This window comes from Kitasatospora sp. NBC_01266, assembly GCF_036242395.1.
Classification (GTDB): Bacteria; Actinomycetota; Actinomycetes; order Streptomycetales; family Streptomycetaceae; genus Kitasatospora.
Genome location: NZ_CP108458.1, coordinates 3,117,063 through 3,136,865 on the forward strand (window position 1 = coordinate 3,117,063; position 19,803 = coordinate 3,136,865).

Genomic DNA, 19,803 nt, shown 5'->3' on the forward strand with positions numbered 1-19,803 from the left:
CGGCGTACTGCGGCGACGAGTGCCGGTGCAGGCACCGTTCCGCGATGGGTGGGACGCGAGCGACAATGGACGACGGCCGCCCACCGACCGTCATGCAGTCGGTCCCCGCTAGCGAAGGTGTTCTCGCATGCCCGATCGCCAAGATCCGCCGCGCCGCCTGCGTCCGGCTCCGCTGCTCTTCGAGCCCGATGCCCTGGTCGCCGAACCGGAGCGGTTCTTCCAGTTGGAGAGCATCGAGGACCCGGCCGAACTGCTGAAGAGGTCGACCGAATTGGCGCTGGCCTTCCGGGCGGCGGCCGAGCGGGCCACCGACTTCCAGGCGATCGCGGCGGCCCAACTGGCCGATCCGCGCCGGTTCGACGCGCTCTCGGCGGCCGAGGTCGCGGCGCGGGCGGACTGGACGGCGGACTACGCGACCCGGATGGTCGAGTACGGCCGCGGCCTGCTGCGCCAGCGCGGAGCCGGCGAGAGCTAGCGGCAGGCCGCGGGAGTCAGCCGCTCAGGCCAGGCAGAGAGCCAGGCCAGGGCGCCGGAGGAGCAAGCCGGGCGAACGGGCCGCGGTGGGCCACGGCTGGCCGCTGGCATATGCGGCGGGGAAGCGTACGCCGCTCGCCCCCGCGCTGTCCGGCGAATCCCGGTTTCGTTGCGCTCCGCTCACCGAGCGGAGCAACCTGCTGGGCGTGGACATCTGGACGCATCACTCCGTGGAGCACCTGACCGTTGCGGGCGAGGCCTGGCTGGCCTCGGCCAGTGAGTATCCGCGCAGCCTGCGGGCACTCTGGGAGGCGCGCCCCTGGGCGCCGACCGTGCTGCCGTGCGGGAAGGCCTTCGACGTGATCAGCCTGCCGGTGCTCTTCGGGCGGCGGGTGCTGGACGAACTGTGGTCCTCGGGGCCGGGCTGTGGACCGGTGGCCGAGCACCGGGGGCGCACGCTGCTCTTCGTCCAGCCGGGTGCGGCGCCACGGCTGCGTCGGCTGCTGGCCTGGGAGGAGTGGGCGCGGGACGTGCCGCCGCTGCTCTGCCACGGCCGAGGGGACGCGGTGACCGTGCCGCCGGTGCGCCGGCTGCTCGACCGGCCGGTCGCGCCCGGTCTCGGCACCGGCCGCTGGATCGTCGCCCCGGACACCCGGGAACCCTGGCTGCCCGGCGCCGACGTGCTGCTCTGGGCCTGCGTCCGGGCCGCGCGCGGGCGGGATGCCGAGCAGGTCGCCGGGCGGGACACCGGGCAGCCGGCGGGCGCCGGCACCGCGCCGGCACCCGCCGCGGTATTCGATTTTGGCTCGGCCTGAGCCCGCTGCTACAGTTTTCTCTGTCAGCAGGCGCCGCTAGCTCAGTTGGTTAGAGCAGCTGACTCTTAATCAGCGGGTCCGGGGTTCGAGTCCCTGGCGGCGCACCGACAGCCGAGAGGCCCTTCGCTCAGAGTTCTGAGCGAAGGGCCTCTCGGCGTTTCCCGACCGGCGCCTTCCGACCGGCGTTTCCCGACCGGCGCCTTCCGACAGACGCCCGGTGCAGACCCGTTGACCCCCGCCGGGCGGGGCCAGTACTTTGCCAGTGCTCATAAGTAAAGTTTCCTAACTTTATAGGAGCCCGCCATGGCACCCCCGAGACGCGCGCTGGCGACCGCGGTCGCCGCGCTGGGCCTGCTCGCCCTGACCGTGCGCCCGACCAGCGCCACCCCCACCGCCCCCAGCACGCCGGCCCCCACCAGCGCTCCGCCGGCCGTGACCAAGTTCAAGGATCCGGCCACCGGCTCCACCGCGCTGACCAACCTCGGCGCGGCCAACGGCTGGAAGGTGCTCACCAGCGCCACCGCCACCCAGTCCGGCGGCCAGATCTCCACCCCGGGCTTCAGCACCGCCGGCTGGCTGAACGTGGCCGACGACGGCGGCGGGGCTCCCGGCACCGAGATCAACGCACTCCTGCAGAACGGCAGTTGCCCGAACATCTTCAGCTCGACCACGATGAAGAGCTGCTTCGGACAGCTCGGCGCGGTCGGCGACAGCGCCCCCGCCCCGTTCAACGTCCCCTGGTGGTACCGGACCGACTTCACCGCCCCACCCGCCGGGCAGGACGCCACCCTGGTGCTGAACGGCGTGATCGGCGCGGCCGATGTCTGGGTGAACGGCAGCCAGGTGGCCGCCGCGGCCGACGTCACCGGCGGCTACGCGCGCAACGCCTTCGACATCACCAAGCTGCTGACCGCCGGCACCAACTCGCTGGCGATCGACGTGCACCCGAACAACCCGAACAACATGCTCACCGTCGACAACGTGGACTGGACCCAGATCCCGCCGGACAACAACACCGGCATCCAGTTCCCGGTCCAGCTGCAGACCGGCGGGCCGCTGGTCGACGGCAACGCGCACGTCGTCCAGAACACCGCCGCCGACCTGAGCAGTTCGGCGCTCACCGTGAAGACCGACGTCACCAACACCTCGTCCACCGCGCAGACCGGCACGGCGACCGCGACCGTCACCCCGCCCGGCGGCGGCACGCCGATCACGGTGAGCCAGAGCGTGACGGTGCCGGCCGGCGCCACCCGGACGGTGACCTTCGCGACCATCAACCTGACCCGGCCGCAGATCTGGTGGCCCTACCAGCTGGGCGCCCAGCCGCTGTACACGCTGGCCACCGCGGTGGCGCAGAACAGCAGCACGCTCGGCTCCACCAGCGAGACCTTCGGCATCCGCACCGTCGACTCCTACCTGACCGGCGCCTCCACCGCCGCGCCGGACGGAGTGCGAGCCTTCAAGATCAACGGCACTCCGCTGGTGATCCGCGGCGGCGGCTGGGACCCGGACCTGTTCCTGCGCTACGACCCGGCCGACACCACGAAGCAGATCGCGCTGCTGAAGGCGATGGGCGTCAACACCGTGCGCCTCGAAGGCCACTTCATGCCGGACGACTGGTACCAGCAGATGGACGCGGCCGGGATCCTGGTCAACGCGGGCTACCAGTGCTGCGACTTCTGGGAGGCCGCCAGCTACACCAGCGCCCAGCAGTCGCTCTACCAGCTGACCGCGCAGACCCTCGGCCAGACGCTGCGCAACCACCCGAGCGTCTTCAGCTTCCAGTGGAGCGACAACGCGCCGACCGCCGGCCAGGAGACGCTGGCCCTGAAGGGCTTCGCGGCCGCCGACTACAGCGGCCCGTTCATCTCCTCCGCCGAGTACAACTCCAGCCCGCAGCTGGGGACTTCCGGCGAGAAGGAGGGCCCGTACGACTGGGTGCCGCCGAACTACTGGTACGACACCTCGCACTACGACAGCGGTGACTCGACGCTGACCAACGCGGGCGGCTCCTGGGGCTACGACAGCGAGCAGAGCGGCGGCAACACCATCCCGACGCTCGACTCGATCAGGCGCTTCCTCTCCCCGGCCGAGCAGGCCGCGCTCTGGCAGTCCCCCAGTGCCAACCAGTACCACGACAACTACGAGGGCACCTCGCACACCAACTACCACTTCGGCACCAACTACAACCTCGACACCGCGATCACCGACCGGTACGGCGCCCCGTCCAGCCTGGCGCAGTACGTCGAGGAGGCGCAGGTCCAGAACTACGAGGACACCCGGGCCCAGTTCGAGGCGTTCATCGACCACTCCACCAACACCACGGCGCCGGCCACCGGCACCGTCTACTGGCAGCTGAACAAGGGCTGGCCGACCCTGCTCTGGTCGCTCTACAACAACGACGGCGACCAGGCGGGCGCGTACTTCGGCGCGCAGCAGGCCAACCGGCCGCTGCACGCGCTCTACGCGCTGGACAACAACACGGTGACGCTGGACAACCTGGGCGGCCAGAGCCGGTCCGGGGTCAGCGTGGAGGCCAAGGTCTACAACACGGCCGGCGCCGTGCTGGACGACCAGACCGCGAGCGGTCTGACCCTCTCCTCCCAGCAGGTGGCGAACGCCGTGCTGAAGCCGAAGCTGCCGACCGCCGCCAACACCGTCTACTTCGTCGAACTGCTGGTGAAGCAGAACGGCACCCTGGTGGACCGCAACGTCTACTGGAACTCCACCACGCCGGACGCCGTCAACTGGTCGAAGAGCATCGGCCAGCCGCAGTCCACGATGACCTCCTACGCCAACCTCAAGGCGCTGCAGAGCCTGCCGCAGGCAGGCATCTCGGCCACCGCGAGCACCAGCGACCAGACCGGGGCCGGTGGCGGCGCCGACAGGCTGGTGACGGTGACCGTCACCAACACCTCGACCACCCCGACCGTGGGCTTCTTCCTGCGGGCCGACATCCGCCGGGGCACCGCGAGCGGGACCGAGCTGTCCGGCGACAACGAGCTGCAGTCCTCGATCTGGAACGACAACGACGTCACGCTCTGGCCGGGCGAGTCCGAGACGCTGACCGCGAGCTACAACTCGGCGGACCTGCAGGGCGCCACGCCGGTGGTCAGCCTCTCCGGCTGGAACGCACCGAAGATCGACGTGGTGGCGGGCACCGCGACCGGCGGTACCAGCGACTTCTCGCTGCAGGCCGCCCCGGCCACCGGCTCGGTGGCGGCGGGCTCCACCGCGACCGCGACCGTGGCCACCGCGGTCACCGCCGGCGGCGCGGAGCCGGTGGCGCTGTCCGCCACCGGCGCGCCCAGCGGCGCCACGCTCACGCTGAACCCCACCTCGGTGACCTCGGGCGGCAGTTCGACGCTGACCGTGGCGACCTCGGCGAGCACCCCGGCCGGCAGCTACCCGATCACGGTGACCGGCACGGCCGCCTCCGGCAGCCACAGCGCCGGCTACACGCTCACCGTCACCCCGGCCGGCAGCGGCTGCACCCCGGTCCAACTGCTCGGCAATCCAGGCTTCGAGAACGGGAGCAAGACCGCGCCGTGGACCCAGTCCTCGACCACCGGCTCCTCGCCGATCAACGACGACACGGCCGACGAGCCCACGCACAGCGGCAGTTGGGACGCCTGGCTGGACGGTGACAGCAAGGCGGACACCGATACCCTCGCGCAGAGCGTCACCATCCCGACCGGCTGCTCGGCGGCCCTCTCCTACTGGCTGCACGTCGACACCACGGAGAGCACCAGCGGCAAGGCCGATGACACGCTGCAGGTGCAGGTGCTCGACACCAGCGGCAACGTGCTGGGCACGGTGGGAAGTTTCTCGAACCTGGACGCCCACTCCGGCTACACGCAGCACACCGCGGACCTGTCGGCCTACGCGGGACGGACGGTGACGCTGAGGTTCACCGGCACCGAGACCGACGCCAACGGCGGCACCACCAGCTTCGTGCTGGACGACACGGCGCTGCAGACGTCCTGACGCAGCGTCAGTCTGCTGGCCGGTCCAACAGCCGGGCCCCGGATGCCGAGTGGCATCCGGGGCCCGCGCGCTGCGTCAGCGACCGCGCAGCGAGCGGTACTTGGCCACCAGGTTGGCGCTGGAGCTGTCCAGCTGCGCGATCCCCTCACCGGTCAGCAGCACCGGCTCGATCCGCTTGGCCAGCACCTTGCCGAGCTCGACGCCCCACTGGTCGAAGGAGTCGATGTTCCAGATCGCGCCCTGCACGAAGACCTTGTGCTCGTAGAGCGCGATCAGCTGGCCGAGCACCGAGGGGGTCAGCTCGCTCGCCAGCACCGCCGTGGTCGGGTGGTTGCCGCGGAAGGTGCGGTGCGGGACCTGGAACTCGGCCACGCCCTCGGCGCGGACCTCCTCGGCCGTCTTGCCGAACGCGAAGGCCTGCGCCTGGGCGAAGAAGTTGGCCATCAGCAGGTCGTGCTGGCCGACCAGCTCCGGGGCCAGGTCGGCGACCGGCTTGGCGAAGGCGATCAGGTCGGCCGGGATCACCTTGGTGCCCTGGTGCAGCAACTGGTAGTAGGCGTGCTGGCCGTTGGTGCCGGGAGTGCCCCAGACCACCGGCCCGGTGGTCCAGCCCACCGGGCTGCCGTCGCGCTGGACCGACTTGCCGTTGGACTCCATGTCCAGCTGCTGCAGGTAGGCGGTGAACTTGGACAGGTAGTTCGAGTAGGGCAGCACCGCGTGCGACTGGGCGTCGAAGAACTGGCCGTACCAGACGCCGAGCAGGCCGAGCAGCAGCGGGACGTTCTCGGCCGCGGGGGCGGTGCGGAAGTGCTCGTCGACCAGGCGGAAGCCGTCCAGCATCTGCTGGAACTGCTCCGAGCCGATGGCGATCATCAGCGAGAGGCCGATCGCCGAGTCGTAGGAGTACCGGCCGCCGACCCAGTCCCAGAACTCGAACATGTTCGCGACGTCGATGCCGAAGTCGGCCACGCCCTGGGCGTTGGTGGAGAGCGCCACGAAGTGCTTGGCCACCGCCTCCTGGCCGGCGCCGAGCTGCCCGAGCAGCCAGTCGCGCGCCGAGGTGGCGTTGGTGACGGTCTCGATGGTGGTGAAGGTCTTGGAGGCGACGATGAAGAGGGTCTCGGCCGCGTCCAGGCCGCGCACCACCTCGTGCAGGTCGGCGGGGTCGACGTTGGAGACGAAGTGACAGGTCAGGTCCCGCTGGCCGAAGGCGCGCAGCGCCTCGTAGGCCATCGCCGGACCGAGGTCGGAGCCGCCGATGCCGATGTTGACGACGTGCCGGATCCGCTTGCCGGTGTGGCCCTTCCACTCGCCGCTGCGCACCCGGTTCGAGAAGGCGGCCATCTTGTCCAGGACGGCGTGCACCTCGGGCACCACGTTGACGCCGTCCACCTCGATCACCGCACCGCGCGGGGCCCGCAGCGCGGTGTGCAGGACGGCGCGGTCCTCGGTGACGTTGATCTTCTCGCCCCGGAACATCGCGTCCCGCAGGCCGAACACGTCGGTGGCCGCGGCGAGCTCGCGCAGCAGGTCCAGGGTCTCGTCGGTGACCAGGTGCTTCGAGTAGTCCAGGAACAGGTCGCCGACCTGCAGGGTGTAGCGGCTGCCGCGCTCGGGATCGGCGGCGAACAGCTCACGCAGGTGCCGGTCGCCGAACTCCTCCCGGTGCTTGCCGAGAGCGGCCCACTGCGGGGTGCGGTCCAGGGGGGTACGGGCGTCGGCCTGGGGCATCGGTATCTCCTGAAATCGGTCTGGAAGCGGTACGCGGGCCCGGAGAGACAGGCACCGGCGCGCAGTGTCGTCGTCGCTCGCTTTCAGCCTACGTAACTGTCAGGGCGACTGGCGTCACCAGCACCTGACGCAGTGGCGTCAATTCCGGTCCGAGCGAAGGTCCAGTCCGCGCAGCACCTGGTCCACCAGCTCCGGATCGGCGCCCGGCTCGCCGCGCGCCAGGACCATCTCGCGCCGTGAGGCGGCCAGCAACTCCTGCTCCAAGGAGCGGAGTTTGCGCAGCCCCGCGACCCGCTGGCGGGCCTCGGCGGCTTCCTCCTCCTCGTACTGCTCGGGGCAGAGCCGGGCGAGCCGGTCATGCTGACGGACCCGCAGCTTCTCCACGAGTTCGACCGGTAGCCGGTCCTCCTCCTCCAACTCGGCGAGTCGGCCCAGCGCGGCCCGCGCGGCCCGCCACCACAACTGGCGCTCCTGCTGCTCGCGCAGGTCGAGATGCGGGTCGATGCCCAGGCGCCTGACCAGCCAGGGCAGCGAGAGCCCCTGCGCGAGCAGGGTGAAGAGCACCACGCTGAACGCCGTGAAGACGATCCGCCCGCGCCCGGGGAAGTCGTCACCGGCGTGCGTGGTCAGCGGGATGGCCAGCGCGAGCGCCACCGTCGCCACCCCGCGCATGCCCGACCACCAGAGCACCACGGTCTCCCGCCAGCTGATCGGCACGTCGTCCTCACCCCGGCTCAGCCGCTTGGAGATCCAGGCCGCCGGCAGCAGCCAGACCAGCCGGACCAGCACCACCACGGCGATCACCGCGGCCGCCTCGCCGATCATCGAATGCCAGCCGGACCCGGCGTCCTTCAGCACGGTTGCCAGTTCCAGGCCGATCAGGCCGAAGGCGACACCGGTGATCAGGATCTCCACCACGTCCCAGAAGGCGCTGCCCACCAGCCGGTAGGAGACGTCGTCGGCGTCGGCCGCCCGGTCCGCCAGGTAGAGGCCGACCACCACCACCGCCAGCACGCCCGATCCTTCGAGCTCCTCGGCCAGCGTGTAGGCGGCGAACGGCACCAGCAGGTTGAGCGCCACCTGCTGGGTGGGGTCGTCGAGCAGCCCGGCGACCTTGGCGGCCAGCCAGCCGAGCGCCACGCCCACCACCACCGCCAGCACCGCGGAGAGCACGAAGCGCAGCAGCGCGTGCGGCACCGAGAAGTCGCCGTCCACCACCGCCTCGACGGCCAGCGAGTAGACCACGATCGCGGTGACGTCGTTGAAGAGCCCCTCGCTCTCCAGTATCGCCACCAGCCGCCGGGGCAGCCCGACACTGCCGGCCACCGCCACCGCGGCCACCGGGTCGGGCGGTGAGACCAGCGCGCCCAGCGCCACCGCGGCGGCCACCGGCAGGGCGGGCGCGAGTTGGTGGAAGGCGACGGCGACCACGGTGGTGGTGACCACCACCAGTGCGACGGCCAGCAGCAGGATCGCCCGCAGGTTGGCCCGGAAGTAGACCAGCGAGGCGCGCCTGGCCACCGCGAAGATCAGCGGGGGCAGCACCAGCGGCAGGATCAGCCCGGGATCGACCGCGACGTTGGGGATCTGCGGGACGACCGCCATCACCAGGCCGAGCACGGTCATCAGGACGGGCTGCGGGATACCGGTGCGGCGGGCCAGCGGCATGGTGACCACGGAGGCGAGCAGGACCAGGAAGAGCAGGGACAGCTGGCCCACGGGCGAATCCTCTCCGGTACGGACAGAGTGAGTGTAGATATGACAAACAAGGACGGACCTGGTCGGCGCGCCGGGAGGCCGATTCGGAGAATCGGCTGCTGACCAGGTAATGTTCTCGGTGTCAGCAGGCGCCGCTAGCTCAGTTGGTTAGAGCAGCTGACTCTTAATCAGCGGGTCCGGGGTTCGAGTCCCTGGCGGCGCACCGACAGCCGGAAGGCCCTTCGCTCAGAGTTCTGAGCGAAGGGCCTTCCGGCGTTTCGGCGTTCCGGCGCCGCCGATCACTCCCCTCGCTCCGCCGCTCCCCCGCTCCGGGGCCCGGCGCAACCGGAAGCTCCCCCGCTCGGCTCTTCAAGGCCCGCTCAAGTCGGCACGGGCAGGCTCAGTTCGGGTTCAACCGGGTCCAAGCGCTCCACACACACGCACCGCCACGCGCACCCGTAGGAGACTGAGGAGAAATCGTGAGTATCGTCGAGAAGAAGCCGACGGTCGAGGGACCACTGACGACGGTCGAGGCCACCGGCGCTCCCGCCGACAGTCGGCGCTGGTGGGTGCTGATCGTCGTCTCGTTCGCGGAGTTCATGGTCGGACTCGACGCGACGGTCGTCAACGTCATGACGCCCAAGCTGCAGACCGCCTTCCACATGTCGCCGACCGGGCTGCAGTGGGTGATGAGCGTCTACGTGCTGCTCTTCGGCGGCCTGATGCTGCTCGGTGGCCGGCTGACCGACGTGCTGAGCCGGCGCACCGTCCTGATGACCGGTCTGGCCATGTTCACCATCGGCTCGTTCCTGGCCGGCATCGCCCACAGCGAGAGCCAGTTGCTCTGGGCGCGTGCCCTCCAGGGCATCGCCGCCGCCGCGGTCTCGCCCGCGGCCCTGTCCATCCTGGTCACCAGCTTCCCCGACCCGAAGGAGCGCACCAAGGCCTTCGGCATCTGGGGCACCGTGGTCGGCGTCAGCGCGGCGCTGGGCACCCTGCTCGGTGGTGCGATCATCACCATCGGCTGGCGCTGGGCCTTCTACCTCAACATCCCGGTCGGTGTGGCCCTGCTGATCGCCGCGCCGTTCCTGATCTCCGGCGCCCGCCCGGCCGGTGACCGTCCGCGCTCCGACATCCTGGGCGCCATCACCTCGACCGCAGGCCTGCTGTCGCTGGTCTTCGGCATCACCTGCACCACCACCCGGGGCTGGGGCGACGGGCTGACCCTCGGCTCCTTCGCCGCCGCCGTGGTCCTGCTCAGCCTCTTCGTCATGATCGAGCTGCGCAGCGCCGCCCCGCTGCTGCCGATGCACCTGTTCCGCCGCCGCACCCTGGTCTCGGCCGGGCTCGGCCAACTGCTGACGGCCGGCGTCATGCTGCCGACCTTCTTCATGCTGCCGCTCTTCATGCAGAGCGTGCAGCACTACACCCCGATGCGCACCGGCCTCGCCTACATCCCGACCAGCCTGGCGATGATCATCTTTGCCGGAGTGGTCTCCAAGCTGATCCCCAAGACCGGCCCCATGGTGCTCTACGTGTTCGGCACCGTGCTGCTGATCGTCATGATCGTGCTGATGCTCAACGCCAAGCAGGACAGCAACTACTGGGCCCTGATGATGCCGGTGACCGCACTGCTCGGAGTCGGGCTGCTGTTCTGCCTGATCCCGACCCCGGTGGTGGGCACCTTCGAGGCAACTCCCGCCGACGCCGGCACCACCTCGGCGCTGCTCAACTCCGCCACCCAGGTCGGCGGTGCCTTCGGCCTGGCGGTGGCCGCCACCACCGTGCAGTCCCGGGCCGCGCAGCTGATGGCGCACGGCGTGCAGCCGGGCGAGGCGCTCACCCAGGCGCTGCACCGCGGCTTCGCGGTGCTGCTGATCTGGGCCGGGCTGAGCTTGATCACCGGCCTGATCGGCTTCCGCGGGCTGAAGCCGAGTGAGGAGGCGGTCGCCAAGGCGATGGCGCCGGCCGCCTGACCGCGGTCCGCACCAACGCACCAACGCACCAACGCACCACACTCGCGCTGCCGCACCGCCGCACCAACGCACCGCGCTCGCACTGCCGCACCGCCGCACCAACGCACCGCGCTCGCACTGCCGCACCGCCGCACCAACGCACCGCGCTCGCACTGCTCCGCTCCACTCCGCACCGCTCTCGAAAGGAGTCCAGATCATGCGCATCCTCGGCGGCGTGGCCTCAGGCATCCTGATCCTCGAGTTCAGCCTCTCGGCGGTCGCCAACATCCCCGCGATGCAGGTGGCGGTCAACCGCTTCACCTCACTGACCCGCACCCCGCCGCGGCGCGACGTCATCGTGATGATCGGCCTGCTGGACCTGCTCGGTGTGGTCGGCGTGATCCAGGGCTTCTGGCACACCGCACCGGCGGTGGCGGCCGGCTCGTTCTTCGCACTGCTGAGCGGGTTCGTCGTCTACCGCCAGCTGACGCACGGCGACAAGGGCAAGGAGCTGGTGCCGTACACCCTCTTCCTGGCCTGCGCGCTGATCATGATCATCTCTCGGGTGCAGAGCTCCTGAGCTGACCCCGCTGACGGCGTGTGGCGCACGGCAGTTGCCGTGCGCCACACGTCTTTGCGCATACCCGCGCCACCCACCTTGCGCCATCATGGCACCCATTTGGCGTCATGACGCTTGCCCTGGTGCCATGGGCGCGCCATGATGGCGCCATGGACCTCACACCGTACGTCGACAACCTCCGGCACGAACTCGCGGTCGCCGCGGACGCGGGCGGGGACGAAGCCCGCGCCCTGGCCGAACGGCTCACCGCGCCACTGGAGTCAGCCGCCCGCCTCATCCTGTTGAGCGCGCTCTCGACCGCCATGGGCGAGGTGACACTGGAGCTGGCACCCGGCTCGGTGGATGTGCGGCTGCGCGGGCTCGACCCGGAGTTCGTGGTGACGCCGCCGGGCCGGCCCGGGTACGAGCACCCGGCCGCTCGCGGCGGCGAGCTGATGGCACCGCCCGCGCCACCCGCACCGGGCCTGGTGGCAGCGGCGGCGGCAGCTCCGGAGGGAGGAGACGAGGGCGGCATGGCGCGGATCAACTTCCGCCTGCCCGCCCATCTCAAAACCCGGGTCGAGGAAGCTGCCGCGCACGAAGGCCTCTCGGTCAACGCCTGGCTGGTGCGGGCCGCTGCCGCCGCACTGGATCCCGTCGAGCGCGGCCGGCCGGGCGCCGACAGCCGCCACTGGCGCCAGCAGGGGTACACCGGCTGGGTCCGCTAGGGCCTGTCGTGGCTCGCACGGACCACTGGGCCAGGTAACACGCCACCTTCTCCTTCGCCCCCGCTCCACCAGCGGAACCGCATCACCGAGCCAAGAGGACGGGACAGCCATGCCTGAATTCGACACCCCCGAACCGATCTCCGTGAACCTCGAGTTCGACATCGGCTCGGTGCGGATCATCGCGAGCAAGCGCACCGACACCGTCGTCACGGTGCTGCCGGGCAACCGCGCCGAGGACGCCGACATCCGGGCCGCCCAGCAGACCAAGGTCAGCTACACGCACGGCAAGCTGCTGGTCCGGGGCCCCCGGAAGCGGTCGCTGTTCGGCCGCAGCGGGTCGCTGGAGATCAGCATCGCGCTGCCGAGCGGCTCGGACATCCATGCCACCTCACCGATGGCCGACTTCACCGGTCAAGGCCGGCTCGGGGACTGCACGTTGAAGACTTCGGCCGGCGACATCCAGTTGGACGAGACCGGCAGCGCGCAGCTGCGGACCACGCACGGCCGCGTCCAGGTGGACCGGGTGGCGGGCAACGCCGAGGTGACCGGGTCGGGCCGGGTCGCGATCGGCGAGGTCACCGGCACGGCGACGGTGAAGAACCTCAACGGTGAAACGGTGGTCGGCGAGGTCACCGGTGACCTGCGGGTGAACTCCTCCAACGGCCGGATCGTGGTGGGCATCGCACACGCGGGCGTCCAGGCCAAGTCCGCCCACGGCGACATCCGGATCGACGACGTGGCGCGCGGCCAGGTCGTGCTGCAGACCGGCGCCGGTGACCTGGAGGTCGGCATCCGGCAGGCCACCGCAGCCTGGCTCGACATCAACACTGGCCTGGGACGCGTGCACAACTCACTCGGCGCCGCCGACGGACCCACGGCCACTGGCGAGACGCTCGAGGTGCGGGCCCGCACCGGCCTGGGCGACATCACGATCCGCCGCGCCTGACCGGCCGCCGCACAGCGCAGCGCACCCCCGCACACCAGCCACTGGGACAAGGAAATCGGGCGTCACCAGCCCGCCGCAACAACGCCTGGGCACAGCTTGCGGGGGCGAGCGGTCCGCCCCCGCAAGGGTGTTCGTCGAGACCGACGGCCGATAGCCGATAGCCGATAGCCGATCCGGAACTACCGAACGTTGAGCCGGTCCCCGCTCAGCCCTCGGTGGAGGAGCGCCGGCGGCCCGTACGGATCAGGGCCGCGCCGGCGCCCAGCGCGACAGCGGCGCCGCCGATCTCCCACGGGAGTTCGGGACCCGCGCCGGTGTAGGCGAGCACGGTGTGACCGGCGACGGGGACCGGAGCGTCGGCGCCGGTCCCGGGCAGGCCGGCCTTGGGTGCGGGTGTGGGCGCAGCGGTGACGCCCGCAGACGGGACGGCCTGCGGGGTCGTGGCCGAGACCGGCTTGACGGCGGCGGCGACGGCAGCCGGCTCGCTCGGGTTGGCCGGGGTCGGCCGGGCGGCCGACCCACCGCCGGCGCTCGCACTCGGAGAGGACGCGTTCTGGGCCGCGTCCGCCGCCGCCTTGTCCTTGGCGCGGGCCTCGAACTGGCCCACCTCCAGGAACTGCTTGACGTCCGCAGCCTTGCCGCCGCCATCGAGCACAGCACCGGCAGCCTTCTTCACCGCAGGACCGCCGGCGTTGTAAATCTGAGTCACCAGCACCAGATCGTCATCGGCGCGGGCCTTGAACTGGCCCACCTTCAGGAAGTTCTCGACGTCCTGCGGCGTCCCGTTCAGCGCCGCCCTCGCCGCCTGCTGCACTCCAGGGCCACCGACACTGGCGATCTGCGCCACCCGCACCCGATCGTCCTCCGCATCCTTGTCCGCTATCGCCTTGTCGGCCGTGGTCTTGTCGGCGGGGGCCTTGTCCTGGGCGCCCTGCTCCGGGTTCGCGTCAGGGGTCGAAGCGGCGGGGGTCTGGCCGGTGTCGGCGGCGTTCGCATACGACGGGAAGAGGACGGCCGGCGCGATCGCGACCGTGGCGAGGATCGCCGAAACACGGGCCAACTTCATCAGCTCAACCTGCTTTGCTTGATCATCCCAAAGTTATCCCCAGAGGATAGCGTGGACTTGGGCTTCTTTTTACTATTAATTGGCTCCCCTAATTGGCTCCCCGGCGACCCCCGCCAACTGCTCACCGTCAGGCCGCCGCAGGGCTTTCCCGCGACCAACGACGGCGGCGCGGATCCGGCCAGCGGCGCCGGAGTCGGCCGGTCAGCTGCGGGCGCCCTTCACCGGCAGTTCGACCCGGGCTCAAGCCCACCCGCACACCATGGAACACGTCACGCTCCGTGCCGCTCTCCACCTCCATCACAGCCCTAGACCCCTGGAGCCATCAGTGCGTTGGGAGAACCTGTACATCGCCGGGCTCGGCGCGTACCTGCCCGAGCACGAGGTGACCGCCGAGCAGGCGGTCGCCGCCGGGCAGTACGACGCCGACCGGGCCAAGGCGAACGGCATCCGCGCCGTGCGCGTCGCCTCGCACGAGGAGACCGGTCCGGTGATGGCCGCGGCGGCCGCCCGCCAGGCCATCGCCCGCTCGGGCCACCCGAACGAGGAGTTCGGCCTGGTGCTGCACAGCGGCATCGGCCACCAGGGTCAGGACTTCTGGTCGCCGGCCCACTACGTCCAGCAGGAGACGGTGGGTGGCGACGGCGCCGCCATCGAGTACCGCCAGGGCTCCAACGGCGGGCTGGCCGGCGTCGAGCTCGCCGCCTCCTACATCGCCTCCCGCCCCGACGTCACCGCCGCGCTGGTGACCGCCGGCGACTCCTTCAAGCTCCCCTACATCGACCGCTGGAACAGCGACGACCAGACCGTCTACGGCGACGGCGCGGGCGCGATCGTGCTCTCCGGCCGTGGCGGCTTCGCCCGGATCCGCGCCACCGCCAGCATCTCCGAGCCCTCGCTGGAGGCGATCTACCGCGGCGCCGACTGGACCGACATCCCCTTCGAGACCGGTCGCCCCGCCGACATCCACGCCCGCAAGGGCGTCTGGCTGTCCCGTCAGGAGAACAGCTACGAGGCGGCCATGGGCCGGATCGGCGAGAAGCTCGCCCTCGTGCTCAACAAGGCCCTGGCGGACGCGGACACCAAGCTTCCCGACACGCAGTGGTTCATCCACGGCAACATCGCCCAGCCCGTCGCCGAGTGGGGCTTCTACCGCCCCCTGGGCCTGAGCCTCTCCCAGACCACCTACGACTGGGGCAAGGGCCTGGGCCACATGGGCGGCGCCGACCACCTCATCAGCCTCAACCACCTCTTCGAGACCGGCCGGCCGAAGGCCGGGGACCTGATCGTCGCGGTCGGCGTCGGGCACGGATTCATGTGGACGGTGGCGGTGGTGGAGGTGCTGGAGACGCCTAGCTGGTGACAAGTCGCCAGGGATCCGGCCGACAGGGCTCCGGCTATCGGGCTTGGCGGCGGGCTTGATCCGCTTGTGGTGACCCGGCAGCGGTGCTGCCGGGTCACCTTCTGGTCGGCGTGGACGTCGGCGCGAGCGGGTGTTCGCCGAGCTCGCCCCGGACGAGTCACCGCGCCTGGCGCAGGTCGCGGGCCGCTGGGCCGCTGGGCCGCGCTGACGGCTCAATCCCCGCCCTCGACGGCGTCAGGTCAGGTGCGCTCCCCCGCTGCCGAGCCCCTGCTCCAGCACCGCGAACGCGCGCTGCGCGTCGCCCGCCGCCTCCTGGTACGCGTCGGCCGCACCGCGCCCCGACGCGATCTTGCGCCAGTTCTCGCGGCCCAGCTCCTGGTGCACCGTCACCAGCTGGAGGGCTGCCAGCCGAGCGCCCAACCGGCCGTCACCGTAAGCGGGTTCCACCGCCTGCGTGAGCAGCTCGACCTCGCGGGCGGTGTAGTGGGCCAGCCGGGTCCGCAGGCTCGCCGTGCCGTAGAGCAGGCGCTGGAAGGCGATCACCTCCGGGTCGTCGTTGAGCCCGGTGATCGGGTCGTGGGCGCGCAGGCCGGCCTGGAAGTGGGCGTGCAGCGCCCGCAGCGGCGTGCTGCCGTCGGCGCGGGCGAGCACGACGCGGGCCGCCTCGCCCTGGTGGTCGGCGAAGCGGTCGAGGACCAGGTCCTCCTTGGTGGGGAAGTAGCGGAACAGGGTCGGCTTGGAGACCTCCGCCGCCGCCGCGACCTCGGCCACCGAGACCTCGTCGAAGCCGCGTTCCAGGAAGAGCCGCAGGGCCGTGGCGGCGAGATGCCGCCGGGCACGCTGCTTCTTCTGCTCGCGCAGGCCGGACGGGGTGGGCGGGGTGGCCGGTGGCTCCATGCGTCCGAGGCTAGCAGCAGATCAGTGACTCGGTCAGTTTTGTTACTCGGTTGCTTTTTCCTCGGGCGGCAGGTTGGGTGGAGCGCACCCGAGCACGTCGAGCACGAGGAGCACCGTCATGACCGAGGTCCTGATCGTCGGCGCCGGCCCCACCGGCCTCACCCTTGCCTGCGCACTCGCCCGGCGCGGCGTCGCCGTCCGCGTCATCGAGCGGAGCGCCGTCCACCACCACGAGTCACGGGGCAAGACGCTCACCGAAGGCAGTCTGGAGATCTTCGCGGAGTTCGGCATCGCCGACCGGCTCCGGGCGGAGGGGACGTCGCCGCAGATCAACCGGAAGTACTTCAACGGCGAGCACGTCAACGACACCCCCTCCCCGACCCCCGCCGTCTTCATCGCCCAGTGGCGCACCGAGGAGTTGCTCCGCGAGTGCCTCGCCGACCACGGCGTGGCCGTCGAACCGGGCAGCGCGCTCGCGGACTTCGAGCAGGACGAGCACGGCGTCACCGCCACCCTCGCCGACGGGCGGCGGATCGGTGCCCGCTACCTGGTCGGCTGCGACGGCGGGCACAGCACCGTGCGCAGGCGGCTGGGTCTGGCGTTCGACGGGAAGAGCGAGCGGAGCACGTCGATGGTCTGCGGGGACGTGGAGGCGGACGGGCTCGACCGGGACGTCTGGCACCAGTGGTTCACGCCCGAGGGGGCGCTGCTGCTCTGGCCGATCCCGGGCACCCGGGCCTTCCAGTTGCAGGCGTCGCCGGAGACCGACGAGCACGGCGCGCCCCTCGCACCGTCGCTCGAAGGCTTCCAGCGCCTCTTCGACCGCTTCGCCCGGGTGCCCGGGATCCGGCTGCGCAACGCGAGTTGGCTGTCGACCTGGCGGGTCGGCGTGCGGATGGTCGACCGGATGCGGGTGGGCCGGGTCTTCCTGGCCGGGGACGCGGCCCATGTGCACCCGATCGCGGGCGGGTTGGGGATGAACACCGGGATCGCGGACGCCCACGCGCTGGCCCGCGTCCTGACGTCCGAGGGCGCCGACGAGGCACGGCTGGAGGCCTACCAGGCCGAGCGGCTGCCGGTCGCCGCCTGGACCCTGAAGGTCACCAGCGACCGGCTCGCGCACGTCATGGCGGCCACCCGGCAGCCCGGCGTCGGCACCGAGGCGGGCGCCGTGCTCGACCCGGCCCGGTCCGGCGGAAACCGGCCCCTCGGCGCTCAGCCCACCGAGGCCCAGGCCGCCGGGGGGCGGTAGGCGCCGGCCATCCGCCACGAGGTGCGGCGGCGGGGCGGGGTGTGCGAGGCCGACCGGGCCGGCGCCGCGGCGGCGGGGTGCGCCGCCTGGGCCACCCGGGCCATCAACACGGCGGTCAGCGCGGCGAGTTCGTCGGGGGTGGGGTTGCCGTGCAGCACCTGAAGGGTCAGCATCTCGGTCCTCACATCGGGGGGTTGGCGTGTTTGCGGGCCGGCAGGTCGGAGTGCTTGCCGCGCAGCACCGCGAGGGCGTGGGCAAGCACGGAGCGGGTCTCGGCGGGGTCGATGACGTCGTCCACCAGGCCGCGCTCGGCGGCGTAGTAGGGGTGCATCAGCTCCTCGCGGTACTCCTTCACCCGGCGCTCGCGGGCCGCGTCAGGATCGTCGGCGGCGGCGATCTCACGGCGGAAGACCACGTTGGCCGCGCCCTCGGCGCCCATCACGGCGATCTCGTTGGTCGGCCAGGCGAAGGAGAGGTCCGCGCCCACCGAGCGGGAGTCCATCACGATGTAGGCGCCGCCGTAGGCCTTGCGCAGGATCAGCTGGATCCGCGGCACGGTGGCGTTGCAGTAGGCGTAGAGCAGCTTGGCGCCGTGCCGGATGATGCCGCCGTGCTCCTGGTCGCGGCCCGGCAGGAAGCCGGGCACGTCGACCAGGGTGACCAGCGGGATGCTGAAGGCGTCGCACATCTGAACGAAGCGGGCCGCCTTCTCCGAGGAGTGGATGTCCAGCACCCCGGCCAGGTTCTGCGGCTGGTTGGCGACGATGCCGACCACCCGGCCCTCGATCCGGGCCAGCACGACGAGCACGCTGGTGGCCCAGCTCTCGTGGATCTCCAGGTACTCGCCGTGGTCGACGATCTCCTCGATCACCTTGCGCATGTCGTACGGGCGGCAGCCGGAGGCGGGGACCAGGTCGAGCAGCGACTCGGTGCGGCGCTCCAGCGGGTCGTCGCAGGGCGTCATGGGCGGCGTCTCGCGGTTGTTCTGCGGCAGCAGCGAGAGCAGGAAGCGGACCTCCTCCAGGCAGGTCTGCTCGTCGTCGTAGACGAAGTGCGCCACGCCCGAGATGCTGCCGTGCACATCGGCGCCGCCCAGGCCGTTCTGGGAGATCTTCTCGCCGGTGACGGCCTGCACCACGTCGGGGCCGGTGATGAACATCTGCGAGGTCTCGCGGACCATGAAGACGAAGTCGGTCAGCGCGGGGCTGTAGGCGGCGCCGCCGGCGCAGGGGCCGAGCATCACCGAGATCTGCGGGATGACCCCCGAGGCCCTGACATTGCGCTGGAAGATGCCGCCGTAGCCGGCCAGCGCGGTGACACCCTCCTGGATCCGGGCGCCGGCACCGTCGTTGAGCGAGACCAGCGGGGCACCGGCCGCGATGGCCATGTCCATGATCTTGTGGATCTTCTGCGCGTGGGCCTCGCCCAGCGCGCCGCCGAAGATCCGGAAGTCGTGCGCGTAGACGAAGACCGTCCGCCCGCGGACCAGTCCCCAGCCGGTGAGCACGCCGTCGCTGTGCGGCTTTCTGTCCTCCAGGCCGAAGCCGGTGGCGCGGTGCCGGCGCAGCCCCTCGACCTCGTGGAAGGAGCCCTCGTCCAGCAGCAGTTCGATCCGTTCGCGCGCCGTCAGCTTGCCCTTGGCGTGCTGCGCCTCGGTCGCCTGCTCGCTGGGGCCCTGCCGGACCCGCTCGCGCAGCGCCAGCAACTCGGCGGTGCGGGCGCGCAGGTGGTCCTCGTCGGTGCTGATCATGGTGGTCATGCGTCACCTGTTCCTGAGGTACGGAGTCCTGAGGTGCGGGCGTCCTGAGGTACGAAGTCCTGAGGTACGAAGTCCTGAGGTACGAAGTCCTGAGGTGCGAAGTCCTGAGCTGCGGGCGTCGCTGGCGCACGGACGTCGTCCCGCAGCACGGACCGGCTGCGCACCTGCCAGTCGGCGGCGGCGTCCCGGCGGACCAGGACGTCCTCCAGGACGGTGCTGACGAACGGCTGCGGCGGCCGGCCGGCCCGGTTCTCCAGCACCAGGACGTAGGAGCGGGCGAAGACCTCGTCCGCTCCCCTGGGCTCCACCGTGAGAGCGCTCAGGAGGTGACGGTGCGCCACCCCCTCGGCCCGGCGGGCGGCCAGGTTCGCCAGCGTGCCCGCCTCGATGGCGGCCCGGCCGCGCACCGGCGCGGGCAGGCCGTTGGAGGCGAAGACACCGTCCTCGGTGAAGGTGGCCGCCCAGCCGACGGCGTCGCCCTCGTCGATGGTCCGCATCTGGCGGGCGTAGAAGTCCAGGATCCGCGCGTACACGTGCTCAGCCTGCATGCGGTGCAGGGTGGCGCGGGGCGCTGGA

16 protein-coding genes and 2 tRNA genes are annotated in these 19,803 nt (G+C 71.2%); 11 read left to right on the plus strand and 7 right to left on the minus strand.

The genetic code is table 11. The annotated features are described in order from the left end of the window. The first annotated feature begins 127 nt into the window (after positions 1–127). The 4 genes from OG403_RS13200 to OG403_RS13215 all read left to right on the plus strand — a co-directional run bounded on the left by OG403_RS13200 (position 128) and on the right by OG403_RS13215 (position 5,276). Positions 128–475, plus strand: a complete 348-nt coding sequence (locus tag OG403_RS13200; RefSeq protein WP_329564275.1) for a hypothetical protein — start codon at positions 128–130, stop codon at positions 473–475. Between the two features lie 145 nt (positions 476–620). After that, positions 621–1,289, plus strand: a complete 669-nt coding sequence (locus tag OG403_RS13205) for a bifunctional DNA primase/polymerase (protein WP_442911063.1) — start codon at positions 621–623, stop codon at positions 1,287–1,289. Positions 1,290–1,319: 30 nt separating this feature from the next. Beyond that, a tRNA-Lys gene (locus tag OG403_RS13210) sits at positions 1,320–1,393 on the plus strand. A gap of 199 nt (positions 1,394–1,592) precedes the next feature. Continuing rightward, positions 1,593–5,276 carry a glycosyl hydrolase 2 galactose-binding domain-containing protein gene (locus tag OG403_RS13215; protein ID WP_329564277.1) on the plus strand — a complete coding sequence of 1,228 codons (3,684 nt, stop codon included), beginning with the start codon at positions 1,593–1,595 and terminating at the stop codon, positions 5,274–5,276. 75 nt (positions 5,277–5,351) lie between these two features. Here OG403_RS13215 and pgi read toward each other — a convergent pair whose 3' ends face one another. Both pgi and OG403_RS13225 read right to left on the minus strand, forming a co-directional pair. After that, positions 5,352–7,007 carry a glucose-6-phosphate isomerase gene (gene pgi / locus OG403_RS13220; protein ID WP_329564278.1) on the minus strand — a complete coding sequence of 552 codons (1,656 nt, stop codon included), beginning with the start codon at positions 7,005–7,007 and terminating at the stop codon, positions 5,352–5,354. 138 nt (positions 7,008–7,145) lie between these two features. After that, complete coding sequence (locus OG403_RS13225) at positions 7,146–8,726, minus strand: Na+/H+ antiporter (protein ID WP_329564279.1); 1,581 nt, start codon at positions 8,724–8,726, stop codon at positions 7,146–7,148. A 128-nt stretch (positions 8,727–8,854) separates the two neighbouring features. On the opposite strand from OG403_RS13225, the gene OG403_RS13230 reads away from it, so the two are divergent. The 5 genes from OG403_RS13230 (at position 8,855) to OG403_RS13250 (ending at position 12,893) form a co-directional block, all read left to right on the plus strand. After that, positions 8,855–8,928, plus strand: a tRNA-Lys gene (locus OG403_RS13230). Between the two features lie 256 nt (positions 8,929–9,184). Continuing rightward, on the plus strand, positions 9,185–10,681 hold the full coding sequence (locus OG403_RS13235; RefSeq protein WP_329564280.1) for a DHA2 family efflux MFS transporter permease subunit: 1,497 nt from the start codon (positions 9,185–9,187) through the stop codon (positions 10,679–10,681). Positions 10,682–10,877: 196 nt separating this feature from the next. Continuing rightward, on the plus strand, positions 10,878–11,240 hold the full coding sequence (locus OG403_RS13240) for a DoxX family protein (protein ID WP_329564281.1): 363 nt from the start codon (positions 10,878–10,880) through the stop codon (positions 11,238–11,240). 149 nt (positions 11,241–11,389) lie between these two features. Further along, a complete protein-coding gene (locus OG403_RS13245; RefSeq protein WP_329564282.1) occupies positions 11,390–11,947 on the plus strand; it encodes a hypothetical protein in 558 nt (185 codons plus the stop codon). Between the two features lie 109 nt (positions 11,948–12,056). Further along, positions 12,057–12,893 carry a DUF4097 family beta strand repeat-containing protein gene (locus OG403_RS13250; RefSeq protein WP_329564283.1) on the plus strand — a complete coding sequence of 279 codons (837 nt, stop codon included), beginning with the start codon at positions 12,057–12,059 and terminating at the stop codon, positions 12,891–12,893. Between the two features lie 205 nt (positions 12,894–13,098). Here the strand turns inward: OG403_RS13250 and OG403_RS13255 are convergent, their stop codons facing one another. Further along, a complete protein-coding gene (locus tag OG403_RS13255; protein WP_329564284.1) occupies positions 13,099–13,959 on the minus strand; it encodes an ALF repeat-containing protein in 861 nt (286 codons plus the stop codon). A 325-nt stretch (positions 13,960–14,284) separates the two neighbouring features. Here OG403_RS13255 and OG403_RS13260 point away from each other — a divergent pair, with 325 nt between their 5' ends. Beyond that, positions 14,285–15,319, plus strand: a complete 1,035-nt coding sequence (locus OG403_RS13260; protein ID WP_329564285.1) for a ketoacyl-ACP synthase III family protein — start codon at positions 14,285–14,287, stop codon at positions 15,317–15,319. A 234-nt stretch (positions 15,320–15,553) separates the two neighbouring features. On the opposite strand, the gene OG403_RS13265 is transcribed toward OG403_RS13260, so the two are convergent. Continuing rightward, positions 15,554–16,216 carry a TetR/AcrR family transcriptional regulator gene (locus tag OG403_RS13265; protein WP_329564286.1) on the minus strand — a complete coding sequence of 221 codons (663 nt, stop codon included), beginning with the start codon at positions 16,214–16,216 and terminating at the stop codon, positions 15,554–15,556. A gap of 118 nt (positions 16,217–16,334) precedes the next feature. Between OG403_RS13265 and OG403_RS13270 the strand changes: the two genes are divergently transcribed. Continuing rightward, a complete protein-coding gene (locus OG403_RS13270) occupies positions 16,335–17,468 on the plus strand; it encodes an FAD-dependent monooxygenase (RefSeq protein WP_329564287.1) in 1,134 nt (377 codons plus the stop codon). Here OG403_RS13270 and OG403_RS13275 read toward each other — a convergent pair. Genes OG403_RS13275 through OG403_RS13285 form a run of 3 tightly spaced genes read right to left on the minus strand, consistent with a single transcriptional unit; the run spans position 17,432 to position 19,775 of the window. Beyond that, entirely contained in the window at positions 17,432–17,641 is a 210-nt protein-coding gene (locus OG403_RS13275) for an acyl-CoA carboxylase subunit epsilon (protein WP_329564288.1), read from the minus strand. The genes OG403_RS13270 and OG403_RS13275 overlap by 37 nt on opposite strands. Before the next feature lie 8 nt (positions 17,642–17,649). Beyond that, positions 17,650–19,227, minus strand: coding sequence for an acyl-CoA carboxylase subunit beta (locus tag OG403_RS13280; protein WP_329564289.1), 1,578 nt, complete (start codon positions 19,225–19,227; stop codon positions 17,650–17,652). Beyond that, a complete protein-coding gene (locus OG403_RS13285) occupies positions 19,224–19,775 on the minus strand; it encodes a nuclear transport factor 2 family protein (protein ID WP_329564290.1) in 552 nt (183 codons plus the stop codon). Before OG403_RS13285 ends, OG403_RS13280 begins: the two co-directional genes overlap by 4 nt. Positions 19,776–19,803 lie beyond the last annotated feature (28 nt).